This is a genomic window from Gemmatimonadales bacterium, from assembly GCA_036500345.1.
GTDB lineage: Bacteria > Gemmatimonadota > Gemmatimonadetes > Gemmatimonadales > GWC2-71-9 > Palsa-1233.
Genome location: DASYCE010000031.1, coordinates 61,136 through 79,982, shown reverse-complemented (window position 1 = coordinate 79,982; position 18,847 = coordinate 61,136). Strand labels below are relative to the sequence as shown.

Below are 18,847 nucleotides of genomic sequence, written 5' to 3'. Positions count from 1 at the left end.
CGGCCCGCCGCACGGGTTTCTTGCACACCGATCGGTGGACTGAACCTTGCGATGCACCGCGCCACCAATGTCACCCGTCCATCAACCGACCCAGACCTCCACCGATGCGCTATGGCGCAGCTGGCGTGACCAGGGCGATCCCGATGCCCGGCGCGAGCTGCTCGGCCGCTACCTGGGCCTCGTCCACCACGCCGCCCGCGAAGTGGCTCCTCGAGTGCGCGACGCGGTGTCGCTGGAGGAACTGGTTTCCGCGGGATCGCTCGGCCTGCTGCAGGCAATGGAAGGGTTCGATATCGATCGGGGACTCGCGTTCTCGACCTTCGCGATGCGGCGAATCAGGGGCGCGATCCTCGACGAGCTGCGGGCCAGAGACCCCCTCTCGCGCGCCGATCGTGCCCACGTGCGCCGCCTCGATTCTGCCGTCGCGCAGCTGGAGCAGCGGACCGGCCGGGCACCGACCGCGAGCGAGGTCGCCCAGCACCTCGGAGTCGACAACACGACGCTGCACCGGTGGCGCGAACGGACCGCGCACGCCGGGCCGGTGTCACTGGAGCCGGAGCCGAATGGCCGGAATCTCGCGGACCAGGTCGGCGACGACGGCGAGGGAGCGGTCTTCGGCGCCCTTGAGCATGCCGAGCGGCGCGGAGCGATCATGGCGGCGGTGGACGGGCTCCCTGCCCGCGAGCGGCTGGTCGTGTCACGGTCGTACTTCGAGGAGCGGCCCCTGCGGGAGATCGCTGCCGAGCTCGGTGTGACCGAATCGCGAGTCTGCCAGCTTCGGGCGCAGGCGCTGGCCCGGCTCAAGCGGATCCCGATGCTGGAGTATGCCAACGAGTAGTCCCGCGGTAGCAAATCGTGTCCCCACCTGCTGTTAATCCCCGGTTGATCATCCGCCCTTAGATTTGCGCCTCGTCCCCTGCTCGCCGTTCGAGGAGCCTTTGATGCGCGCCGCCTTCACCGAGATCATCGACTACGCCGGGCTGTTCCCGCCGGCGGCGTGCGGCATGCGCGACGCGATCCGGCAATACGACATCTATCACCAATCGGACCAACGCTGGCTCCTCGGCCGTTTCATCGTGCCGACGTCACGGCTGGATGAAATGGTGCGCGCGATCGACGAGGAAGGGATCGACCTCGATCCGGTAGACCCGTGGCACCTGTCGGTGACGCTCGGCGCGGTGATCCAGCCCGAGATCGAGGAGATCGGCCGATTCAATGCCCGCTGGGGTCAACGCGGGCTCGTCGTCGATTCCGTCGAATACAAGGTGCGTTCGGTGGGCGACCTGGTCGGCACCGATGATTTGATCCCGGAGACGCTGCTGCGCCATTACGAAGTGCCCAGGGAAGGTCCGTACCAGCCACTGATTGCCGCGATCGCAAATGCGGGCGCCTACGCCAAGGTCCGGACCGGCGGGACCACCCCCGGGCTCTTTCCTGACGCGCATCATCTGGCGGATTTCATCATCGCCGTGGTTGCTGCCCGGCTGCGGTTCAAGTGCACCGCCGGGCTGCATCACACCTTTCCCGGTATCTACGCGCTCACCTACGAAACCAATTCTCCCCGCCACGAAATGTTCGGGTTCGCGGCGATTCTCGCTGCGGTGGCCGAGGCGGAGCGTGGCGGCGAGGTGTCGGTGATCGAACGGATGCTCGGCGACCGCGATCGCGATGCGTACGAATGGGTCGAAGGTGGGCTGCGCTGGCGAGAGCGTGAGTACGATTGGGAGGCGTTGGGAGAAGCGCATCGACTCTTCGTCGGATTTGGTTCATGCTCCTTTCGCGAACCGGTCGACGAGCTCGGCGTGAGCGTGGTGGCATGACGCTGGGCGATCGGTCACACGATCCGGCGCGCACCAGTTGGGTCGAGAGCGCCAATGGTCACGCGGATTTTCCGGTGCAGAACCTTCCGTTCGCGCGGGTCAAGCACGGCAACACCGCCGGCGCCATTGTCGTCGCGATCGGTGACGAAGCGCTGGTGATTCCCGCTGCGCTCGAAGCGGGGTGGGGAAAGGATCTTCCACCTGGCGCGCTGAGCGTCGGCCTGTCCGCGTTGAACGTCTTCGCGGGGCGGCCGCCGGAAGAGTGGCGCGCCGTTCGCCTCGCGCTGAGCGACGCACTCAGCGATCCGGCGTGGCAGGAGAGACTGCGGCCGGCGCTCGTGCCGCAATCGTCGCTCGAGTTTCTGGTCCCGTTCCAGGTGTACGACTACACCGACTTTTATGCGTCGATCCACCACGCCACCAATGTCGGATCGATGTTCCGTCCCGACAATCCGCTCCTCCCCAACTACAAATGGGTGCCGATCGGATATCACGGACGCGCGTCGTCAATTGTGGTGTCGGGAACGCCGGTGCGCCGCCCGCGAGGGCAGACCGCCGCTCCCGGCGACATGACGCCCACCTTTGGCGCGAGCAAGTCACTCGATTACGAACTCGAGGTGGGAATCTTCATCGGCGGCCGCAACCCGCTCGGCACGCCGGTTCCCGCGGCGACTGCGGCCAACCGGATCTTCGGGATGTGCCTGCTGAATGACTGGTCTGCACGCGACATCCAGGCATGGGAATACCAACCGCTTGGGCCGTTTCTCGCCAAGAGCTTCGCCACCAGCGTCTCGCCGTGGGTGGTGACCGCGGATGCGCTCGTTCCGTTTCATCGGCCGATGCCGGCACGTCCGGCGGGCGATCCCGAGCCGCTCGATCATCTTCGCGTCGCCGGTGACTGGACGGTGAGCATCGAACTGACCGCAGCGCTTCGTTCCGCCGCGATGCGCGACGCCGGCACCGAACCGATGCTGGTCAGTCATGTCAATTTCGCCGACGCGATGTACTGGAGTCCGGCACAGCTGATCACCCATCACGCCAGCAACGGATGCAACCTGTACATGGGTGATCTGCTCGGAAGCGGCACGGTCTCCGGCACGACGCCCGATTCGCGCGGCTGCCTTCTCGAGCGGACCTGGCGCGGTCGCGATCCGTTGACCCTTCCCGGTGGCGAAATCCGCCGGTTCCTAGATGACGGCGACGACGTGACGTTCCGCGGTCGCTGCACCGCTGATGGTGCGGTCTCGATCGGCTTCGGCGCGTGTACCGGATCGGTGCTCCCCGCATGACGCGTGTTGTCGACGTGACCGTGACCTTCCTTGAGATGCCGTCGCGCGGCGCCTTGCGTTGCGATCGCCCCCTCCCGCCGGAGATTGCGTTGCGTCACGAGCGTGCCGGCGCCCCGGCGCTCGCGTCCGCGCTCTACCGGCGCGTCGGCGGAGCGTGGCACTGGGTCGAGCGATTGCCGTGGACAGCGGATGACTGGAACCGCGCGATCGACACCGACGCCGTCGAATTGTGGACTGCGCGTCACGGTGAAGCGATTGCCGGATACTACGAGCTGCGCCGGACCGGAGATGCTGTCGACATCAATTACTTCGGACTGGTCCCGGAGCACACCGGCCGGGGGCTGGGAGCGCCGCTGCTCGCGGCGGCGGTGGAGCGAGCGTGGTCGCTTGGTCCGGCCCGCGTGACGGTCAACACCTGCACGCTCGATCATGCGGCCGCCCTCCCGAACTATCTCGCCCGCGGTTTTTGTGTGGCGCGAACCGAACGGCAGCGCCGGGCGATCGACTGATGACCTTTCCGGAGATGCGGCGAGAATATCGCCACGACGCGCTCGAGATCGGCGACACTGTTGCCGATCCGCTGCAGCAATTTCGCGGATGGTTCGACGAGGCGCGCACCGCCGGCATTATTGACGCCAATGCGATGACCCTTGCAACGGCTGACGCGCAGGGCCGGCCGAGCGCGCGAATCGTGCTGCTCAAGGATGTCGACGCGGCCGGCTTCGTTTTCTACACCGACTATCGGTCGCGGAAGGGGCGCGAGCTCGACGCCAACCCGCGCGCTGCGCTGGTCGTCTACTGGAGCGGATTCGAACGACAGGTGCGGGTGACGGGAGCGGTGGAGCGTGTCGACGCCGCGACTTCGTTGGCATACTTCCGCACTCGGCCGGCGGAGTCACGGCTCGGAGCGTGGGCATCGCACCAGAGCGCGGTCATCGCTGATCGCGCGGCACTGGAGCGTGAAGTCGCGCGCGTGACCGAAGAGTTTGCCGGACGAGAGATTCCCCTCCCGCTCCACTGGGGTGGTTTCCGTGTCGTTCCAGACACGGTCGAATTCTGGCAGGGGCGCGCCGGGCGCCTGCATGACCGGATCGAGTACCGCCGCCACGGCAACGACTGGGAGCGGGTACGGCTCTCCCCGTGAACGCGGCCGACGGCGGACTGCAACGCGCGACGAAACTCGCCAAGCTGGGTCTGGTCACCAATGCGTTTCTCGCCCTGGCCAAGGGGGTGGCCGGCATTCTTGGGCACTCCTATGCGCTGACCGCCGACGCCGCTGAGTCAGCTGCCGATGTTGGCGGATCGCTCATCGTGTGGAGCGGACTCCGCGTCTCGGCTCGCTCGCCGGACTACGATCACCCGTATGGTCACGGCAAGGCGGAGCCGCTCGCCGCCGCCGCCGTCGGCCTGATGCTCTGCGGCGCGGCACTCGGGATCATGGGGCGCGCGCTCCCCGCCGTCTTTGCCGATCACGGTGCGCCCGCGCCGTTCACCCTCGGCGTCCTGGTGCTGGTGATCGCGATCAAGGCGACGCTGTTCCGCACCGTACTGCGCGCGGCAGACGACGTCGGCAGCGGAGCGCTCGCTGCGGACGCCTGGCATCACCGCGCCGACGTGGTGACATCGGGAGCGGCACTCGTGGGTATCACGGCGACGCTGCTCGGGGGCGCGCGATGGGCGTGGTGTGACGGCGCTGCCGGGGCGGTCGCATCGATCGTCGTCTTCCTCAACGGGCTGCACATCGTGCGGCCTGCGTTGCACGAGCTGATGGACGGCGCGCCCGACACGGCACTCCTCGACCGCGTGGCGGTCGCCGCGCGCGGCGTCAGCGATGTACGTCTGGTCGAACAGCTCAAGGTGCGAAAGTTCGGGGCACGCTATCTCGTCGACCTGCACGCGCAGGCCGATCCGCAGATGTCGCTCGACGACGCGCACGTCCTGAGCGGTCGGATCAAGACGGCGATTCGCGAAGCGGTGCCGTCGGTGCAGGACGTGCTGGTGCACATGGAGCCATTCGATCAAGGGCGGTTCGACACGCCCGGCACGTTGTGACCGACGCCGAATTGATCGAGCTGGCGTCACGCCGGTTGCGTCAATGTCTCGGAGAAGAAACGTCGTGTCTCCTGGCGGTGTCGGGTGGCCCGGACTCGATGGCGCTCCTCGATCTGCTGTCAATTGGTGGTGAGCAGCACGGTTGCGCGATGTCGGTGGGACACGTCGACCACGGCATCGACCCGGCAAGCGCCGACGTTGCCGAGCGCGTGGCCGCCGCCGCCGCCAACCGCGGGATCGGCTGCCGGATTGCCCGGCTCGAACTCGGCGCCGGAGTGAGCGAGACGCGGGCGCGCGTGGCGCGCCGGGCGGCGCTCGAAGCGTTGGCCGATGCGGAACAGATTTCCTTCATCGTTCTCGCGCACCACGCCGACGATCAGGCGGAGACGATTCTCCTTCGCCTGTTGCGCGGCAGCGGTCCGGCCGGGCTCGCCGGCATGCGCGGACGGACCGGCCGATGGATCCGCCCACTGCTGTCGGTGCCACGTTCCGAGCTCGCCAGCTATGTCGCCCGGCGAGGGATCGAGGGGTGGACCGACCCGGCCAATTCCGACCCTCGGCACCTCCGGTCGTGGCTCAGGACGACCGTGATCCCACCGGTTGTGGAGCGGCTCCCCGACGCGGTCGATCGGATCAATCGAACCGCCCGCCTCGCGGCACGCGCCCGGCGCGCCTGGGATGACCTTCCCGAATCGCTTCCGGCGCTCGATCTGCGGCCGGTCGACGGCGGCATTTCCGTTGCTGCGCCCGTGGTGGCGGACTATCGTTCACCGCTGCGGCACGCCATTCTGGCGGCGCTGGGTCGGCGGGTCGGCGTCCTTCTTGGTGACCGGCGGCTGGCAGCAGTCGATCGGCTCCTGCGACGCAGTGCCGATGGGGCGGTGTCGCTGGCGGCCGGAGTGAGCGCGGAACTCGCGTTTGGACGCCTGGCGTTCTACCGGCACGGAGCACCAGAGTTCGATCCCGAGGATCTGGCGCCGGGTGCCGCGACGGTCGCCGGACGGGCACGATTCGTGGTCACAACGGGCGAAGCGGCGATTGCGACACGAGACGGATGGTCGGCGACGCTGGTGCCGGATGCGTATCAGGTTCGTCCGTGGCGTCCGGGTGATCGGATTCGTCCACTCGGTGGTAGCGGCTCGCGCGCCGTATCAGTGGTGATGCGCGAAGCCCGGGTGCCGCGATCGCAGCGGAAAGTCTGGCCGCTGGTGGTGCGCAGGGACGATGCAACCGTGGTGTGGGTGCCAGGCATCTGTCGTTCCGATGCCGGAGTGCCTGCGGAGGGAGCCGATGCCTGGCGGGTCGAGTGTGCTTTCACCTGAGATGAAGCGCCGCACGGGCGGGCGCGACGTTCGCATCGTCTTCGACGAAGCGACCATCGCCGCGCGTGTCCGGGGCCTCGGCCAGGAGATCACGGCGGCGTATCCCGACGGCGAATTGCTCGTCCTCGGGCTGCTCAAGGGAAGCTTCATTTTCCTGAGCGACCTGGTGCGCCAGATCGATCGGCCGCTGCATCTCGATTTTCTGGTGGCGAGTTCCTACGGGGCGGGGACGGTATCGAGTGGCAACATCCGCCTCCTGTACGATCCGGAAACGCCACTCGAAGGGAAGCACCTGCTGATCGTCGAAGACATCATCGACAGCGGCAGGACGATGTTCAAGATGCTGTCATTGCTCGAAACGCGCCGGCCGGCGTCGATCACCGTCTGTGCGCTGCTGGATAAACAGTTGTTGTCGGTCCCGATGCCAGCGCTGCGCTGGGTCGGTTTTCCGGCGCCTCCCGCGTTTCTCGTCGGCTACGGCCTCGATCACGCGGAAGACTACCGCCATCTCCCGTTCATTGGTGACTTGACCTGATGCCTGATCGTAATCTTCCGCGTCCGCCGTCGGGTGGCTGGAGCGCTGTCAGCAAGACGCTGGCTCTCTGGGCACTCGCGGGGCTCGTGTTCATTGCCGGCTTCCAGTACATCTCGAAGCACGGGTCGCAGACCGAGGTGACCTACACCGAGTTCGACCGCCAGCTCGACGCCAAGAACGTCGTGTCGGTCGAAGTGATCGAAGGAAAGCTGGTGCACGGCCAGTTCCGCGCAGCGGTTCCCGTGCCGCCGGATGGCCATCCCACCAAGGATTTCACCGTCCTCCTGCCGGTGGCCAACTCCGAGGCCGAGTTGCAGCGGATGAAGGACGCCGGCGTCGCGATCACCGCGAAGGAGCCGAAGGAGAACCTCGTCGGCCTCCTGATCGCCGCGCTGCCGTGGATCGCCTTGATCGCCTTGTACTGGTTCATCTTCCGGCAGATGCAGGCGGGCGGCAATCGCGCCTTCTCGTTCGGAAAGTCGAAGGCGAAGCTGCTGACGGGCGACACGCCGAAGATCACCTTCGCCGATGTCGCCGGCGCCGATGAGGCAAAGGTCGAATTGCAGGAAGTGATCGAGTTCCTCAAGGATCCGCAGAAGTTCACTCGCCTCGGCGGACGATTGCCGAAGGGCGCGCTCCTCGTCGGACCGCCGGGGACCGGGAAAACCCTTCTCGCCAAGGCCGTTGCCGGTGAGGCGGGGCGTCCGTTCTTCTCGATGTCAGGATCCGATTTCGTCGAGATGTTCGTCGGCGTCGGCGCATCACGCGTGCGCGATCTCTTCGAGCAGGGGAAGGCGCACGCGCCATGCATCATCTTCATCGATGAAATCGACGCGGTCGGCCGCCATCGCGGCGCCGGGCTCGGCGGCGGGCACGACGAGCGCGAGCAGACGCTCAACCAGCTGCTGGTCGAGATGGACGGCTTCGAGTCGAACGACGGCGTGATCCTGATTGCCGCAACCAACCGTCCCGATGTGCTCGATCCGGCGCTCCTTCGTCCCGGTCGCTTCGACCGCCAGATCGTCGTCGATTCGCCGGACGTCCGCGGCCGCGAAGGCATTCTCCGGGTGCATACCCGCAAGATCCCGCTCGGCGGCGACGTCAATCTCGGCACCATCGCCCGCGGGACGCCGGGGATGGCCGGCGCCGACCTCGCCAACCTCGTCAACGAAGCGGCACTCCTCGCCGCGCGCCGCAACAAGAGTGCGGTTGACATGTCCGACCTCGAAGAGGCGAAGGACAAGGTGATGCTCGGCGTGGAGCGCAAGTCGCTCGTGCTGACGGAAGAAGAGAAGCGCCTGACGGCGTATCACGAGGCCGGTCACGCTGTCGTCGCGATGAAGACCGAGGGCAGCGACCCGGTGCACAAGGTCACCATCATTCCGCGCGGTCGCGCGCTCGGTCTTACCGCATCGCTTCCCGAGACCGATCGGCACAACTACACCCGTGACTGGCTCATCGGCCGCCTGGCGATGTGCTACGGCGGGCGTGCCGCCGAGGAGATCATCTTCGGCAAGGGCGCAGTGACGACCGGCGCCGGCGGCGATATCCAGCAGGCGACGACGCTCGCCCGCCGGATGGTGATGGAATACGGGATGAGCGACGCTGTCGGCTTGATGGCGGTCGGCGAACGCGAGCAGGAAGTCTTCCTCGGTCGCGAATTCGGCAGTCGCCGCGAGACGTCCGAGCGGACCGCGGAGATGGTGGATGAAGAGGTGAAGCGCCTGGTCGACGAGGCGTTTGCCACCGCGCTTCGCCTGCTGCACGAGAATCACGACCTGCTCGAGCGGATTGCGCAGGCGCTTCTCGAGCGCGAGACGATCGATCGCGACGACCTCGACCTGTTGATGAGGAATCTCCCGCTGCCGCCGCGCCCGACGCCGCCGGCAAGCACGCCACCGGCGGTACCGGTGGGACGTGAGCCCGCGGTGCTGCGCACGCCGCCGCCGATTCTTGGAGCGCCACCGGCCGAACCCGCCGGCGCGTGATCGTCACACCGATCTCGAACCGCGCGACTGCGGTTCGCGACGCCCTCCTGTCCCACGGATGGGAGGGCGATTTCGCGCGCCTTGCCGCCGGCGGCATGGCGTACGCCGCGTTGCACGTCTCCGGCGTTTCCGCCGATGCAATCGAAGCGATGCTGCCACTCTCGGGGCGACTCGGCCTCGAACTCGTCACTGGTCCCGACTGGATCATCCTTGCCGGTGCGCGGTCGCGCCTCGGCGCCTTCGCACGTCCGTGGGTGCAGCCGGAGCCGGTGCAGCAACTGGCGATGGCGATCGGCATGGCGCTCCCACCCGACGTCGAACGCACCTGGGTGCACGCCCGCGGAGACATCGCGCTCGGCGCCCCGGTGATCGTCGGCGTCATCAACGTGACGCCGGATTCATTTTCGGACGGCGGTGCCGCCTTCACCCTTGACGATGCATTGCGCGTCGCGGACTCGTTGATGGAAGGTGGCGCGACAGTCATCGATGTCGGCGGCGAGTCGACGCGACCCGGTGCGCAGGCGCTCCCGGTCGAGGAGGAGTGCGCGCGCGTCGTACCGGTGATCGCGGCGCTCATGACGAAGTATCCGGAGCTGCCCGTCTCGATTGACACGATGCACGCTGCGACGGCGGCGGCCGCGCTGCAGGCGGGCGCCGTGATCGTCAATGATGTGACCGCCGGACGTCACGACCCCGAACTCCTGGGAGTGGCCGCGCGCCATCGCGCCGGGATGATTCTGTCACACTCGCGAGGGGAAGCTGGACGCCTCGCGTCGTACGACCTCGCGGACTACGGTGGCGATGTCGCGACCGGCGTCGTTGGTGAATTGCTGGAAGCGGCGGGTACCGCGACCGCGGCCGGTGTATCACACGATGCCATCGTACTCGATCCGGGATTCGGCTTCAGCAAGACTGCAGAGCAGAGTCTCGCGTTGCTGCAGCACCTCGATGCAGTCGTGGCAACCGGCTTTCCGGTGCTCGCAGGTGTATCGCGGAAGCGTTTCCTTGGTGAGGCGACCGGGCGGTCAGTCGACGACCGGGATCGTGCCACCGCGGCGGCGTGTGCGCTGGCGTACGAGCGGGGTGCGCGACTCTTTCGAGTGCATGATCCTGCGGCGGTCCGCGACGCCCTCGCAGTGGCGCGGGCGGTGATCGGCTCAGGTCTTTGAACGAGGCTCGGCCGCCGTACCGCCTCGCCGGGATCGCCGCGGTTGCGGTGCTCCTCATCTACCTCGTCACCCTCGCACCGACAGTCACCTTCTGGGACGCCGGCGAATTCATCGTTGCCGCAAAGATCCTTGGTATTCCCCATCCGCCGGGCACGCCGCTCTTCGTCCTGCTGACGCACGTCTGGGGGCTGATCGTTCCGTTCGGTCAGTACGCGTGGCGGATCAATCTCTTCAGCGCGGTGTGCAGTGCGGCGGCAGCAGGGTGCTGGGTCCTGGTTGCTCACGACATCCTGATGCGGATGCACGTCGACATCGACGTCCGCTCTCGAACGACGCTGGCCTCTCTCGGCGCACTGTCGGCGGCAATGCTCGCGTCATTCACCTTCACGTCGTGGCAGAACTCGAATGAAACTGAGGTCTACGCCAGCGCGACGCTGCTGATCGCGTTGATGGCATGGTGCGTGACGCGGTGGCGCGCGGTGCGGAAAACGGAAGCCGGCGGCCGCCTGCTGCTGATGGTGGTGTATCTCCTGGCGCTGGCGGTGGGTGATCACCTGATGGGGCTGCTGGCGGGGCCGGCGCTTGTCGTGTGCCTCCTTGCGGTCGCCCGGACGGAGCCGCTCGCCGACCCGCGAACGCGTCACCACGAGGCGGTCCGGATTGCGATCATCGGCGCGGCGTGGGTCTTTTTCGTTGGTATAGGGCTGGGAAGCGTGTGGATCGCCGGTGCGGGAACGGTCATGAGCGCCCTGGCGCTTGGCGTCGCGGCCAGGAAAGGTGACGGGGCATTCGCATCCGTGGTGGTGGTCGCGGCGCTGACCGGTGTCTCGGCGCTGCTCTTCCTGTTGCTGCGCGCGCATCAGCATCCCTGGCTCAACGCCGGCGACCCGTCGTCGTGGCACGGACTCGTCGATGTGATTCGCCGGGCACAGTATCCACCGAGAAGTCCGCTCGACAACCCGATCATGGCGCATGGCCCGGCGAATCCGGGGCGAAGCGTGACACTGCTGATGTACCAGATTGCCAACTACGCGCAGTACTTCGACTGGCAGTGGGCAGCGTCGATCGGCGATCTGTCGCGGGCGTCGTGGCTGCGACTCCTCTTCACGCTCGGGATGGCGACGCTCGGTATTCGCGGCGCGTTTGCGCAGCGGCGTGATGATCGCGGTTCGTTCGCGTTGATCGCGGGGCTCTTCGTTGTCGCCGGCCCGCTCCTCCTGCTCTACCTGAATTTCAAGCCGGGTCCGTCGATCGGGTGGGATCGCTGGCTCAATCTCGCCGATCACGAGGTGCGCGATCGCGACTATTTCTTCGTCGCGAGCTTCATCGCGTGGGGGATCTGGGTGGCGATCGGCCTCGTCGATCTGGCGCGAACGATGATTCCGCGCCTCGCCGTGCGCCTTCGGCCGTTGTCGATCGGTGGCTTCGCGCTCGCGCTGGTGCCGCTGCTCCTCAACTGCCACGCCGCGACGCGCCGTCAGAGCGCCGATGTCACGCTGGCGCGCGATTTCGGCGAAGCGCTGCTGCAATCGGTGCCACCCAACGGGATCCTCCTCACCTGGGGCGACAACGACACCTTTCCGCTCTGGTTCGTGCAGCAGGTCGAAGGGATGCGCCGAGACGTCACTGTGGTGTGCATCCCGCTGCTGCAGACCAACTGGTACCAGCGGGCGATTCGGCGGGAGCGGCATGCTGATGCGACGGTCGACAAGCTGCCTCCGCCCTGGCGTTCCGCGACGCTCATGCCGATCACGTGGCCGGTGCACATGCTCGGCGACCACGATATCGATGCGTTCCGCGCTTTCTACGCTCCGCAGGACGAACTTCTCGACCTTGGCCGGCGAGGGGTGATGCGATTTCCCAAGGGGAGCCTCGTCACGCCGGCGGACCGGGCGATCTTCGACATCGTGGAATACAACGCCGGCCATCGCCCGATCGCGTGGTCACCGGCCGCGACCGATGCGTTGTACGGGCTCGGGCCGCACCTGGTGCAGCAGGGGATGGTGCTGGTGATGCCGGCGGATCCGGTCGACTCGGCGTCGCTCGCGGGTGGCGACGCCGCAGGGCCGGGCGGCGTGGCGCTTGACGTGCGAACCACCCGGGCGTTGATCGACAGTGTCTGGCATCCCGGGCGGCTCGAACAGGACGGCGAAGCGAAACTCGATGGCGGTACGCAGGCAGTGGCCGAGACGTTCGCCGCGCCGTATCGTCAGGTCGGGATTGCCCTGCTGGCGCGGGGAGATACTGCGGGGGGGGTGGCGTTGCTCCGGCGCGCGGTGAGGATGGTAGATGATTCGGTGGCAGTGCGGGTGCTGAAAAACGTGGGGCACGGGATGGAGAAGTAGAGTGATGGTGTGGTCCGGGACTTGACCAGCGGTTCCGAAGCAATCCGCGAGCGCCCGCGCGCCGACCGGAAATAGCCCCGCGGCTCGCATCCAGCGTCACCCCTCCGACAGGTCTTTCCCCGCATTCTTCGCCCGCCGCTCGTGGTACCGGCCCCGTTAGATTTGGCGGTTATGTCCGAACCGGCCCTCGCCGCCCGCCTCGCCACCATCAGGGCCACGGTCGCGGAGCGCCAGCACCGCGGCGGATGGAGCCACCCGGTCGAGGTCGTGGCAGTGACCAAGGGGCACGGTCCCGAGGCGGTCCACGCCGCGGCAGAGGCGGGACTCGGGATCGTCGGCGAGAACCGGGTGCAGGAGGCGCTCCCGAAACAGGAAGCGTGTGCCGGCGTCGCCATCGGGTGGCACCTGATCGGCACACTGCAGCGCAACAAGGTTCGGCAGGTCATCGGTCGCTTCGCCATGATCGAGTCGATCGACCGGATCGAGCTGGCCCAGGAATTCGACCGGCGAGTCGGTATCGGTCCACGCCAACCGATCCTGGTGCAGGTGAACTGTTCCAACGAACCGCAGAAAGGTGGCGTCGATCCTGATCACCTCGATGAATTGCTCGACGCGATCGCCGTTCTCCCCCGGGTCGAACTCCGCGGCCTGATGACGATGGCCGCGTTGACCGACGACGAACGGGAACAGCGCCGCGCCTTCGCGATGCTGCGCCAGCTTCGTGACGCCCGCCGCAGCACCTTCCCGGCGCTGACCCAACTGTCGATGGGAATGTCGAGCGACTTTCCCGCTGCAGTGGAAGAAGGGGCGACGATGCTGCGGCTGGGCAGCATCCTCTTCGGTCCCCGTGACTGACGTGTCGAGCAACGTGAACGAGTCGAATTCGCCGGCCGCGGGGCGCTCGCGCGGTTATCCGTCGTGGCCCGCCGGGAACGCCGACGCGCTCGAGCGCGACCTGCTGACCCGATGGGGGAGCGAAGGGCTCTTCACGCAGGTGCAGCAGCAGACGTCGGGCGGCACGCCGTGGGTCTTTTTTGAAGGGCCACCCACGGCCAACGGCCGCCCCGGGATTCACCACGTCTTCTCGCGCACCATCAAGGACATGGTCTGCCGCTACCACGTGATGCTCGGAAAGCGGGTGACACGGATCGCGGGATGGGACACGCACGGTCTCCCGGTCGAACTCGAGATCGAGAAGCAGCTCGGCTTCAAGGGGAAGAAGGACATCGAGGAGTTCGGCGTCGCGGAGTTCAACCGCCGCTGCATTGAAAGCGTCTTCACCTATCGCGACGAATGGGTCGAGCTCTCCAACCGGATCGGCTACTGGCTCGACTACGACCGCGCGTACGTGACGTGCACCCGCCCGTACATCGAATCGGTCTGGTCGCTGCTCAAGCAGTTGCACCAGCGCGAACTCCTCTATCGTGGTCATCGCGTCCTGCCGTACTGCCCGCGCTGTGGCACGACACTGTCGAGTCACGAACTCGCGCTCGGGTACGAAGAGATCCGCGATCGATCGGTCTTCGTCACCTTCCCGGTTGACGATGATTCGCGCCGCGAACTGGTGATCTGGACGACGACGCCGTGGACGTTGCCGAGCAATGTGGCAGTCGCGGTGAATCCGGAACTCGAGTACGGCACATTCCGGCTTCCCGACGGGCGGCTCCTGATCGCGGCCACGTCGCGCGCCGACCTGATGAAGGAACTCGGCGCAGATGCGGTGCCGGCGGCAACGTTCACCGGAGCATCGCTCGTCGGCCTCCGCTATCGCCGCCCGCTCGAGATCGTGCCGATTGCCGAGGCCGGGAAGCATTCGATCGTCGTCCCCGGCGACTTCGTCACGGCAACCGACGGGTCCGGGCTGGTGCACATGGCGCCGGCGTTCGGCTCCGACGACTTTGCCGCCGGCCAGGAGCACGGGCTCGCGTTGCTCCGGCCGGTGGCAGCCGACGGCACCTTCACCAGAACCAGCTGGCCCGAACTCGAAGGGCTGCTCGTCACCTCCGACGCGACCAACGAACTGATCATCAGGCGGCTCAAGGAACTCGGTCGCCATCTCAAGACCGAGCAGCATACCCACAGCTACCCGCACTGCTGGCGCTGCCGGAGCAAGCTGATCTATCTGGCGCGCGACTCGTGGTTCATCCGCACGTCGGCGATCAAGGACCGGATGTCGCAGCTCAACGCCGACATCGCCTGGCACCCGCCCGAGATGGGAAGTGGCCGTTTCGGCGAATGGCTCGGCAACAACGTCGACTGGGCGCTGTCGCGCGAGCGGTACTGGGGGACGCCGCTGCCGATCTGGGTCAGCGATCGTGACCCGTCGGTGATCGAGGTGATCGGGTCGTACGAGGAACTGAAGGAACGCACCGGATTTGTCCCGGCCAACGACCTCGACGTCCACAAGCCGTGGATCGACGAGGTTACCTGGGCCGCGCCCGACGGCGGGACGATGCGGCGCGTGCCGGAAGTGATCGACACCTGGTTCGATTCCGGGTCGATGCCGTACGCCCAGTGGCACTATCCTTTCGAAAACCATAGTGACTTCGCGTCGCATTTCCCGGCCGATTACATCTGCGAGGGCGTCGACCAGACCCGCGGATGGTTCTACTCGCTCCTGGCGATCGCGACCGCCGTGTTCGATACGGCGCCGTACCGGAACGTGATCGTCAACGAGCTGGTGCTCGATGCCAGTGGCCACAAGATGTCGAAGAGCCGCGGGAACGTCGTCAATCCGTGGGAGCTGATCGCCGAGCACGGCGCCGACGCAGCGCGGCTCTACATGCTGCTATCGAGCCAGGTCTGGCAGCCGAAGCGATTCGATACCGCGCAGCTGGTCGAGACGGCGGGGAAGTTCCTGGTCACGCTGCGCAATACCTATCAGTTCTTCGCGCTGTACGCCGGTGCCGGTGGCGGAACGGCTCCCGAGTTCTCGAAACGCAGCGACGCCGATCGCTGGATCCTCGGGCGCGTCGATGCGACGGTGGCGGCGGTGCGCGCGGCGTTCGACGCGTACGACGTCACCACGGCGACACGGGCGGTCGCCGATTTCGTCGATGCCGACCTCTCCAACTGGTATGTCCGGACCAATCGCGGCCGATTCTGGGCCCCCGACAGCGAGGCCGATCCCTCCGCGGTCGCAACGCTGGCCGAGGCGCTGGCGACGACTGCCGCGTTGCTGGCACCGGCGGCACCATTCGCCAGCGACTGGTTGCACCGGGCGCTGACCGGAACTTCGGTGCACCTCGCAGCGTTTCCGGCGGATCGCGGGCGGCTCGATTCCGAGCTCGACGTCGCGATGGACGCGGTGCGCCGCCTGACGTCGCTTGGTCGGGCCGCGAGGGAGACGGCGAAGATTCGCGTGCGCCAGCCGCTGGCGGTGATGAAGGTGGCAGTGCCCGCCGGGACACGAGGATCCGTGTTCGAATCGCTGCTGCCATTGCTGATGTCGGAGACCAACGTCAAGCAGATCGACGTCGTGGCGAGCGACGCCGACCTCGTCCGGCTGCGTGGCAAGCCGAACTTCCGCACCCTCGGCAAGCGATTCGGATCGCGGGTCAAGGAGATTGCGGCGGCGGTGGCGCAGCTCGACCGCACCGGCCTGCAGCGGCTGGAGCACGGCGATCCGTGCCCACTCACGATCGGCGGCGAGACGGTGGAACTGCTCCCCGAAGATGTGGTGGTCGAGCGCGACGTCGCCACCGATTGGCCGGTCGCGACCGACGGCCCGTTCGTCGTGGCGCTCGACCCTGAGCTTACGCCGCCGCTGATTCGCGAAGGATTGGCGCGCGAGCTGGTCAACCGCATCCAGCGGCTGCGCAAGGACGCGGGCTACGATGTGTCGGCGCGGATCGCGGTATCCGTCATCGGTGATCCCGCACTGATTGATGCGGCCCGGCACCACCGCGACCACATCGGCGCGGAAACACTGGCGAGAGAATTCCGTACCGGCGATGCACTGGACGCGCACGACCGAAGCGAAGAGATCACGATCGATGACCTTGCCGCGACGCTTGCGGTGCGGCAGGTCGGGGACGGCCGGACCCTTTCCGGCCCACCACATCCGGACAGCCTGTGACGAAGACCCAGTTGAAGCACCTCGAGAAGCGGCTGCTCGAGGAACGCACGCGCGTCATGAAGGAGCTCGGGTACTACGACGAGTCGTTCAATGCGACGCTGCAATCGTCGGACGGCGACCTCTCCTCGTATTCGTTCCACATGGCGGACCAGGGCACCGACGCCATGGAGCGCGAAAAGCAGTTCCTCTTCGCGTCGCAGGAGGGGCGGTACCTCTGGCACATCAACGAAGCGCTGCGCCGGATGTACAACCAGCCCGACAAATTCGGACGGTGCCATCAGTGCGGCGTCGAGATCGATTTCGAACGGCTCGATGCGCTGCCGCACGCGCGGCTCTGCATCGCGTGCAAGGAAAAGGAAGAGGATGCCAAGCGGCGGTAACGGGAATCGCCCGTTCTGGGCAATCATGCTGATCACCATCGTGCTCGACCGGATCACCAAGCTGGTGGCGGAGCGGAGCCTGGGCGAGCGGGTGGTGTCGGTGATCGGGGATGCGGTGCAGTTCCGGCTCGTCCACAATCAGGGTGCCGCGTTCGGACTCGACCTCGGCGTCTGGCAGCGATGGATCTTCCTGGCGATCGCCGTTGCGGCGATCGTGTGGCTCTACCTCGCCGCGCGACAGGCGGTGCCGGGCGATCACCTGCGACAGTTCGCGGTGGCATTCGTCGCCGGTGGTGCGGCGGGGAATGCGATCGACCGCATTCTCTCGGCGCGCGGCGTAGTCGATTTCATCGACATCGGCGCGGGCACGTTGCGGTGGCCGACATTCAACGTCGCGGATATTGCCGTGACCTGCGGCGCCATTGCGCTGGCCCTTTCACTCTGGCGCGAAGATGCCCGGCGCGCCGCCGCCTCCCGCGCTGCAGCCTGATCGCGGCGGAGTGACGTTCTCCGTCACCGTCGCGCGGACTGAGCGACTCGATCGTTTTCTCGCCGATCAGCTCGGCATCTCGCGGACCCAGTCGGCGCGCCTGCTCGCTGCAGGCGCGCTGACGGTCAACGCAGCCGCCGCTCGCGCCTCGCACACGCTGGTGCGCGGGGATGTGGTCGTCCTTGCAGACGTCCCCGCCGAACCTGCGCGCGTTCTCGCTCCAAACCCGATTCCGTTGCGTGTGGTCTTCGAGGACGAGCACCTGGCGGTGATCGACAAGCCGGCTGGCCTGGTGGTGCACCCCGCGCCCGGGCATTGGGACGACACGCTCGTCAACGCGCTGATCGCCCGGGGGACGACCCTTGCCAGCGGCGCCGAGGGGCGGCCCGGCATCGTGCACCGGCTCGACCGCGACACCTCGGGGCTCATCATCGTGGCCAAGAACGATCTCGCCCACCGGAAGCTCGGTGCGATGATTGCGGCGCGCCGGGTGACGCGAATCTACGCCGCGCTGATCTGGGGGCACCTCGACGAGGACCGCCTCTCGATCGAGGCCCCCATCGGCCGAGACCTTCGTGACCGGAAGCGGATGGCGATACTTCCCACAGGGCGTGGGGCGAGGACCGATGTCATTGCGGTGAGCCGGTTTGGGTCGACCGACCTCGTCCGGCTTGAACTGCACAGCGGACGGACCCACCAGATCCGGGTGCACCTGGAATCGATCGGCCATCCGGTGGTGGGCGACCCGGTCTATGGGGCGGGAGGGTCGAAGCGGATCGGCGGGAATGCCCGGATGGCGGCGCGGCGACTGGAGGAGATCGCTCCCCGGCAGGCGCTTCACGCAGCACTTCTCGCGTTCCGCCATCCGGTGACCGGGGAGGCACTGCGGCTGACTTCCCCGTGGCCGGCTGATCTCTGGCCGATGCTCGAGATGGTGGCGGGTTCCGGTGCCGTGCCGGGTGCCGACGAGGCGCTCCAGTCCCTCGGCTTTTTCGGGTCGGACGACTGATGACTGAGGGGGGACTGCGGGTCGGCGGCCTCGTGGTGCAGATGGCCGGATCGCGTTGGTACATCCCGGTCGTCAGCGTGATCGAGGTCCTGCGCGACGCGCGGATGGTGCGGGTGCCCGGGGGAGCCCAGGCCGTTCGGGGGATGGCCAATCACCGCGGCCGGATCCTGGTGGTCGCCGACGCGGTGCGGGCGCTCGAGCTTGGCGGCGGTGGTGCCACCGGCTCCGAGATCGTGGTGGTGGAATGGGAGGGCCGCCGGTTCGGTCTGGTCGCCGACGCCGTGGTGGAATTGGTCGGGGAGGCTCGCACGGGCCTTGCAGAAATTGACCTGGGCCGGATCGCATCCGCGATTTTCGCCTGATTCTTCAG

Annotated in this window: 17 protein-coding genes; all 17 read left to right on the top strand. The window is 67.1% G+C overall.

What is annotated here, in order from left to right; all coding sequences use genetic code 11:
- Window positions 1–67: 67 nt before the first annotated feature.
- Entirely contained in the window at window positions 68–838 is a 771-nt protein-coding gene (locus tag VGM20_13695) for a sigma-70 family RNA polymerase sigma factor (GenBank protein HEY4101921.1), read from the top strand.
- A gap of 103 nt (window positions 839–941) precedes the next feature.
- Window positions 942–1,820 (top strand): hypothetical protein, encoded by an 879-nt coding sequence (locus VGM20_13690; protein ID HEY4101920.1) that lies wholly within the window; start codon window positions 942–944, stop codon window positions 1,818–1,820.
- A complete protein-coding gene (gene fahA / locus VGM20_13685; GenBank protein ID HEY4101919.1) occupies window positions 1,817–3,109 on the top strand; it encodes a fumarylacetoacetase in 1,293 nt (430 codons plus the stop codon). Before VGM20_13690 ends, fahA begins: the two co-directional genes overlap by 4 nt.
- Window positions 3,106–3,618 (top strand): GNAT family N-acetyltransferase, encoded by a 513-nt coding sequence (locus VGM20_13680; protein ID HEY4101918.1) that lies wholly within the window; start codon window positions 3,106–3,108, stop codon window positions 3,616–3,618. Before fahA ends, VGM20_13680 begins: the two co-directional genes overlap by 4 nt.
- A 14-nt stretch (window positions 3,619–3,632) precedes the next feature.
- Window positions 3,633–4,253, top strand: a complete 621-nt coding sequence (pdxH, locus tag VGM20_13675; GenBank protein ID HEY4101917.1) for a pyridoxamine 5'-phosphate oxidase — start codon at window positions 3,633–3,635, stop codon at window positions 4,251–4,253.
- Complete coding sequence (locus VGM20_13670; GenBank protein HEY4101916.1) at window positions 4,250–5,161, top strand: cation diffusion facilitator family transporter; 912 nt, start codon at window positions 4,250–4,252, stop codon at window positions 5,159–5,161. Before pdxH ends, VGM20_13670 begins: the two co-directional genes overlap by 4 nt.
- On the top strand, window positions 5,158–6,483 hold the full coding sequence (tilS, locus tag VGM20_13665; GenBank protein ID HEY4101915.1) for a tRNA lysidine(34) synthetase TilS: 1,326 nt from the start codon (window positions 5,158–5,160) through the stop codon (window positions 6,481–6,483). Before VGM20_13670 ends, tilS begins: the two co-directional genes overlap by 4 nt.
- A gap of 1 nt (window position 6,484) precedes the next feature.
- Window positions 6,485–7,018 carry a hypoxanthine phosphoribosyltransferase gene (gene hpt, locus VGM20_13660; protein ID HEY4101914.1) on the top strand — a complete coding sequence of 178 codons (534 nt, stop codon included), beginning with the start codon at window positions 6,485–6,487 and terminating at the stop codon, window positions 7,016–7,018.
- The gene (ftsH, locus tag VGM20_13655; GenBank protein HEY4101913.1) at window positions 7,018–9,006 is read left to right on the top strand and encodes an ATP-dependent zinc metalloprotease FtsH; all 1,989 of its coding nucleotides are present in this window, start codon (window positions 7,018–7,020) and stop codon (window positions 9,004–9,006) included. The genes hpt and ftsH overlap by 1 nt, the downstream gene beginning before the upstream one ends.
- A complete protein-coding gene (folP, locus tag VGM20_13650; GenBank protein HEY4101912.1) occupies window positions 9,003–10,175 on the top strand; it encodes a dihydropteroate synthase in 1,173 nt (390 codons plus the stop codon). The genes ftsH and folP overlap by 4 nt, the downstream gene beginning before the upstream one ends.
- Window positions 10,172–12,520, top strand: coding sequence for a DUF2723 domain-containing protein (locus VGM20_13645; protein ID HEY4101911.1), 2,349 nt, complete (start codon window positions 10,172–10,174; stop codon window positions 12,518–12,520). Before folP ends, VGM20_13645 begins: the two co-directional genes overlap by 4 nt.
- 171 nt (window positions 12,521–12,691) lie before the next feature.
- The gene (locus tag VGM20_13640) at window positions 12,692–13,375 is read left to right on the top strand and encodes a YggS family pyridoxal phosphate-dependent enzyme (protein HEY4101910.1); all 684 of its coding nucleotides are present in this window, start codon (window positions 12,692–12,694) and stop codon (window positions 13,373–13,375) included.
- Complete coding sequence (gene ileS / locus VGM20_13635) at window positions 13,368–16,598, top strand: isoleucine--tRNA ligase (GenBank protein HEY4101909.1); 3,231 nt, start codon at window positions 13,368–13,370, stop codon at window positions 16,596–16,598. Before VGM20_13640 ends, ileS begins: the two co-directional genes overlap by 8 nt.
- Complete coding sequence (locus VGM20_13630; GenBank protein ID HEY4101908.1) at window positions 16,595–16,978, top strand: TraR/DksA C4-type zinc finger protein; 384 nt, start codon at window positions 16,595–16,597, stop codon at window positions 16,976–16,978. The genes ileS and VGM20_13630 overlap by 4 nt, the downstream gene beginning before the upstream one ends.
- Window positions 16,911–17,468 (top strand): signal peptidase II, encoded by a 558-nt coding sequence (gene lspA, locus VGM20_13625; GenBank protein HEY4101907.1) that lies wholly within the window; start codon window positions 16,911–16,913, stop codon window positions 17,466–17,468. Before VGM20_13630 ends, lspA begins: the two co-directional genes overlap by 68 nt.
- Complete coding sequence (locus VGM20_13620; protein HEY4101906.1) at window positions 17,431–18,477, top strand: RluA family pseudouridine synthase; 1,047 nt, start codon at window positions 17,431–17,433, stop codon at window positions 18,475–18,477. The genes lspA and VGM20_13620 overlap by 38 nt, the downstream gene beginning before the upstream one ends.
- On the top strand, window positions 18,477–18,839 hold the full coding sequence (locus VGM20_13615; GenBank protein ID HEY4101905.1) for a chemotaxis protein CheW: 363 nt from the start codon (window positions 18,477–18,479) through the stop codon (window positions 18,837–18,839). Before VGM20_13620 ends, VGM20_13615 begins: the two co-directional genes overlap by 1 nt.
- The last annotated feature ends 8 nt before the right edge of the window (window positions 18,840–18,847 follow it).

Coding starts and splice junctions, on each gene's coding strand:
- pdxH (HEY4101917.1), top strand. CDS start 3,633: ATGCGGCGAGAATATCGCCACGACGCGCTCGAGATCGGCGACACTGTT.
- VGM20_13690 (HEY4101920.1), top strand. CDS start 942: ATGCGCGCCGCCTTCACCGAGATCATCGACTACGCCGGGCTGTTCCCG.
- VGM20_13680 (HEY4101918.1), top strand. CDS start 3,106: ATGACGCGTGTTGTCGACGTGACCGTGACCTTCCTTGAGATGCCGTCG.
- VGM20_13640 (HEY4101910.1), top strand. CDS start 12,692: ATGTCCGAACCGGCCCTCGCCGCCCGCCTCGCCACCATCAGGGCCACG.
- fahA (HEY4101919.1), top strand. CDS start 1,817: ATGACGCTGGGCGATCGGTCACACGATCCGGCGCGCACCAGTTGGGTC.
- lspA (HEY4101907.1), top strand. CDS start 16,911: ATGCGCTGCCGCACGCGCGGCTCTGCATCGCGTGCAAGGAAAAGGAAG.
- VGM20_13620 (HEY4101906.1), top strand. CDS start 17,431: ATGCCCGGCGCGCCGCCGCCTCCCGCGCTGCAGCCTGATCGCGGCGGA.
- hpt (HEY4101914.1), top strand. CDS start 6,485: ATGAAGCGCCGCACGGGCGGGCGCGACGTTCGCATCGTCTTCGACGAA.
- VGM20_13695 (HEY4101921.1), top strand. CDS start 68: ATGTCACCCGTCCATCAACCGACCCAGACCTCCACCGATGCGCTATGG.
- ftsH (HEY4101913.1), top strand. CDS start 7,018: ATGCCTGATCGTAATCTTCCGCGTCCGCCGTCGGGTGGCTGGAGCGCT.
- VGM20_13615 (HEY4101905.1), top strand. CDS start 18,477: ATGACTGAGGGGGGACTGCGGGTCGGCGGCCTCGTGGTGCAGATGGCC.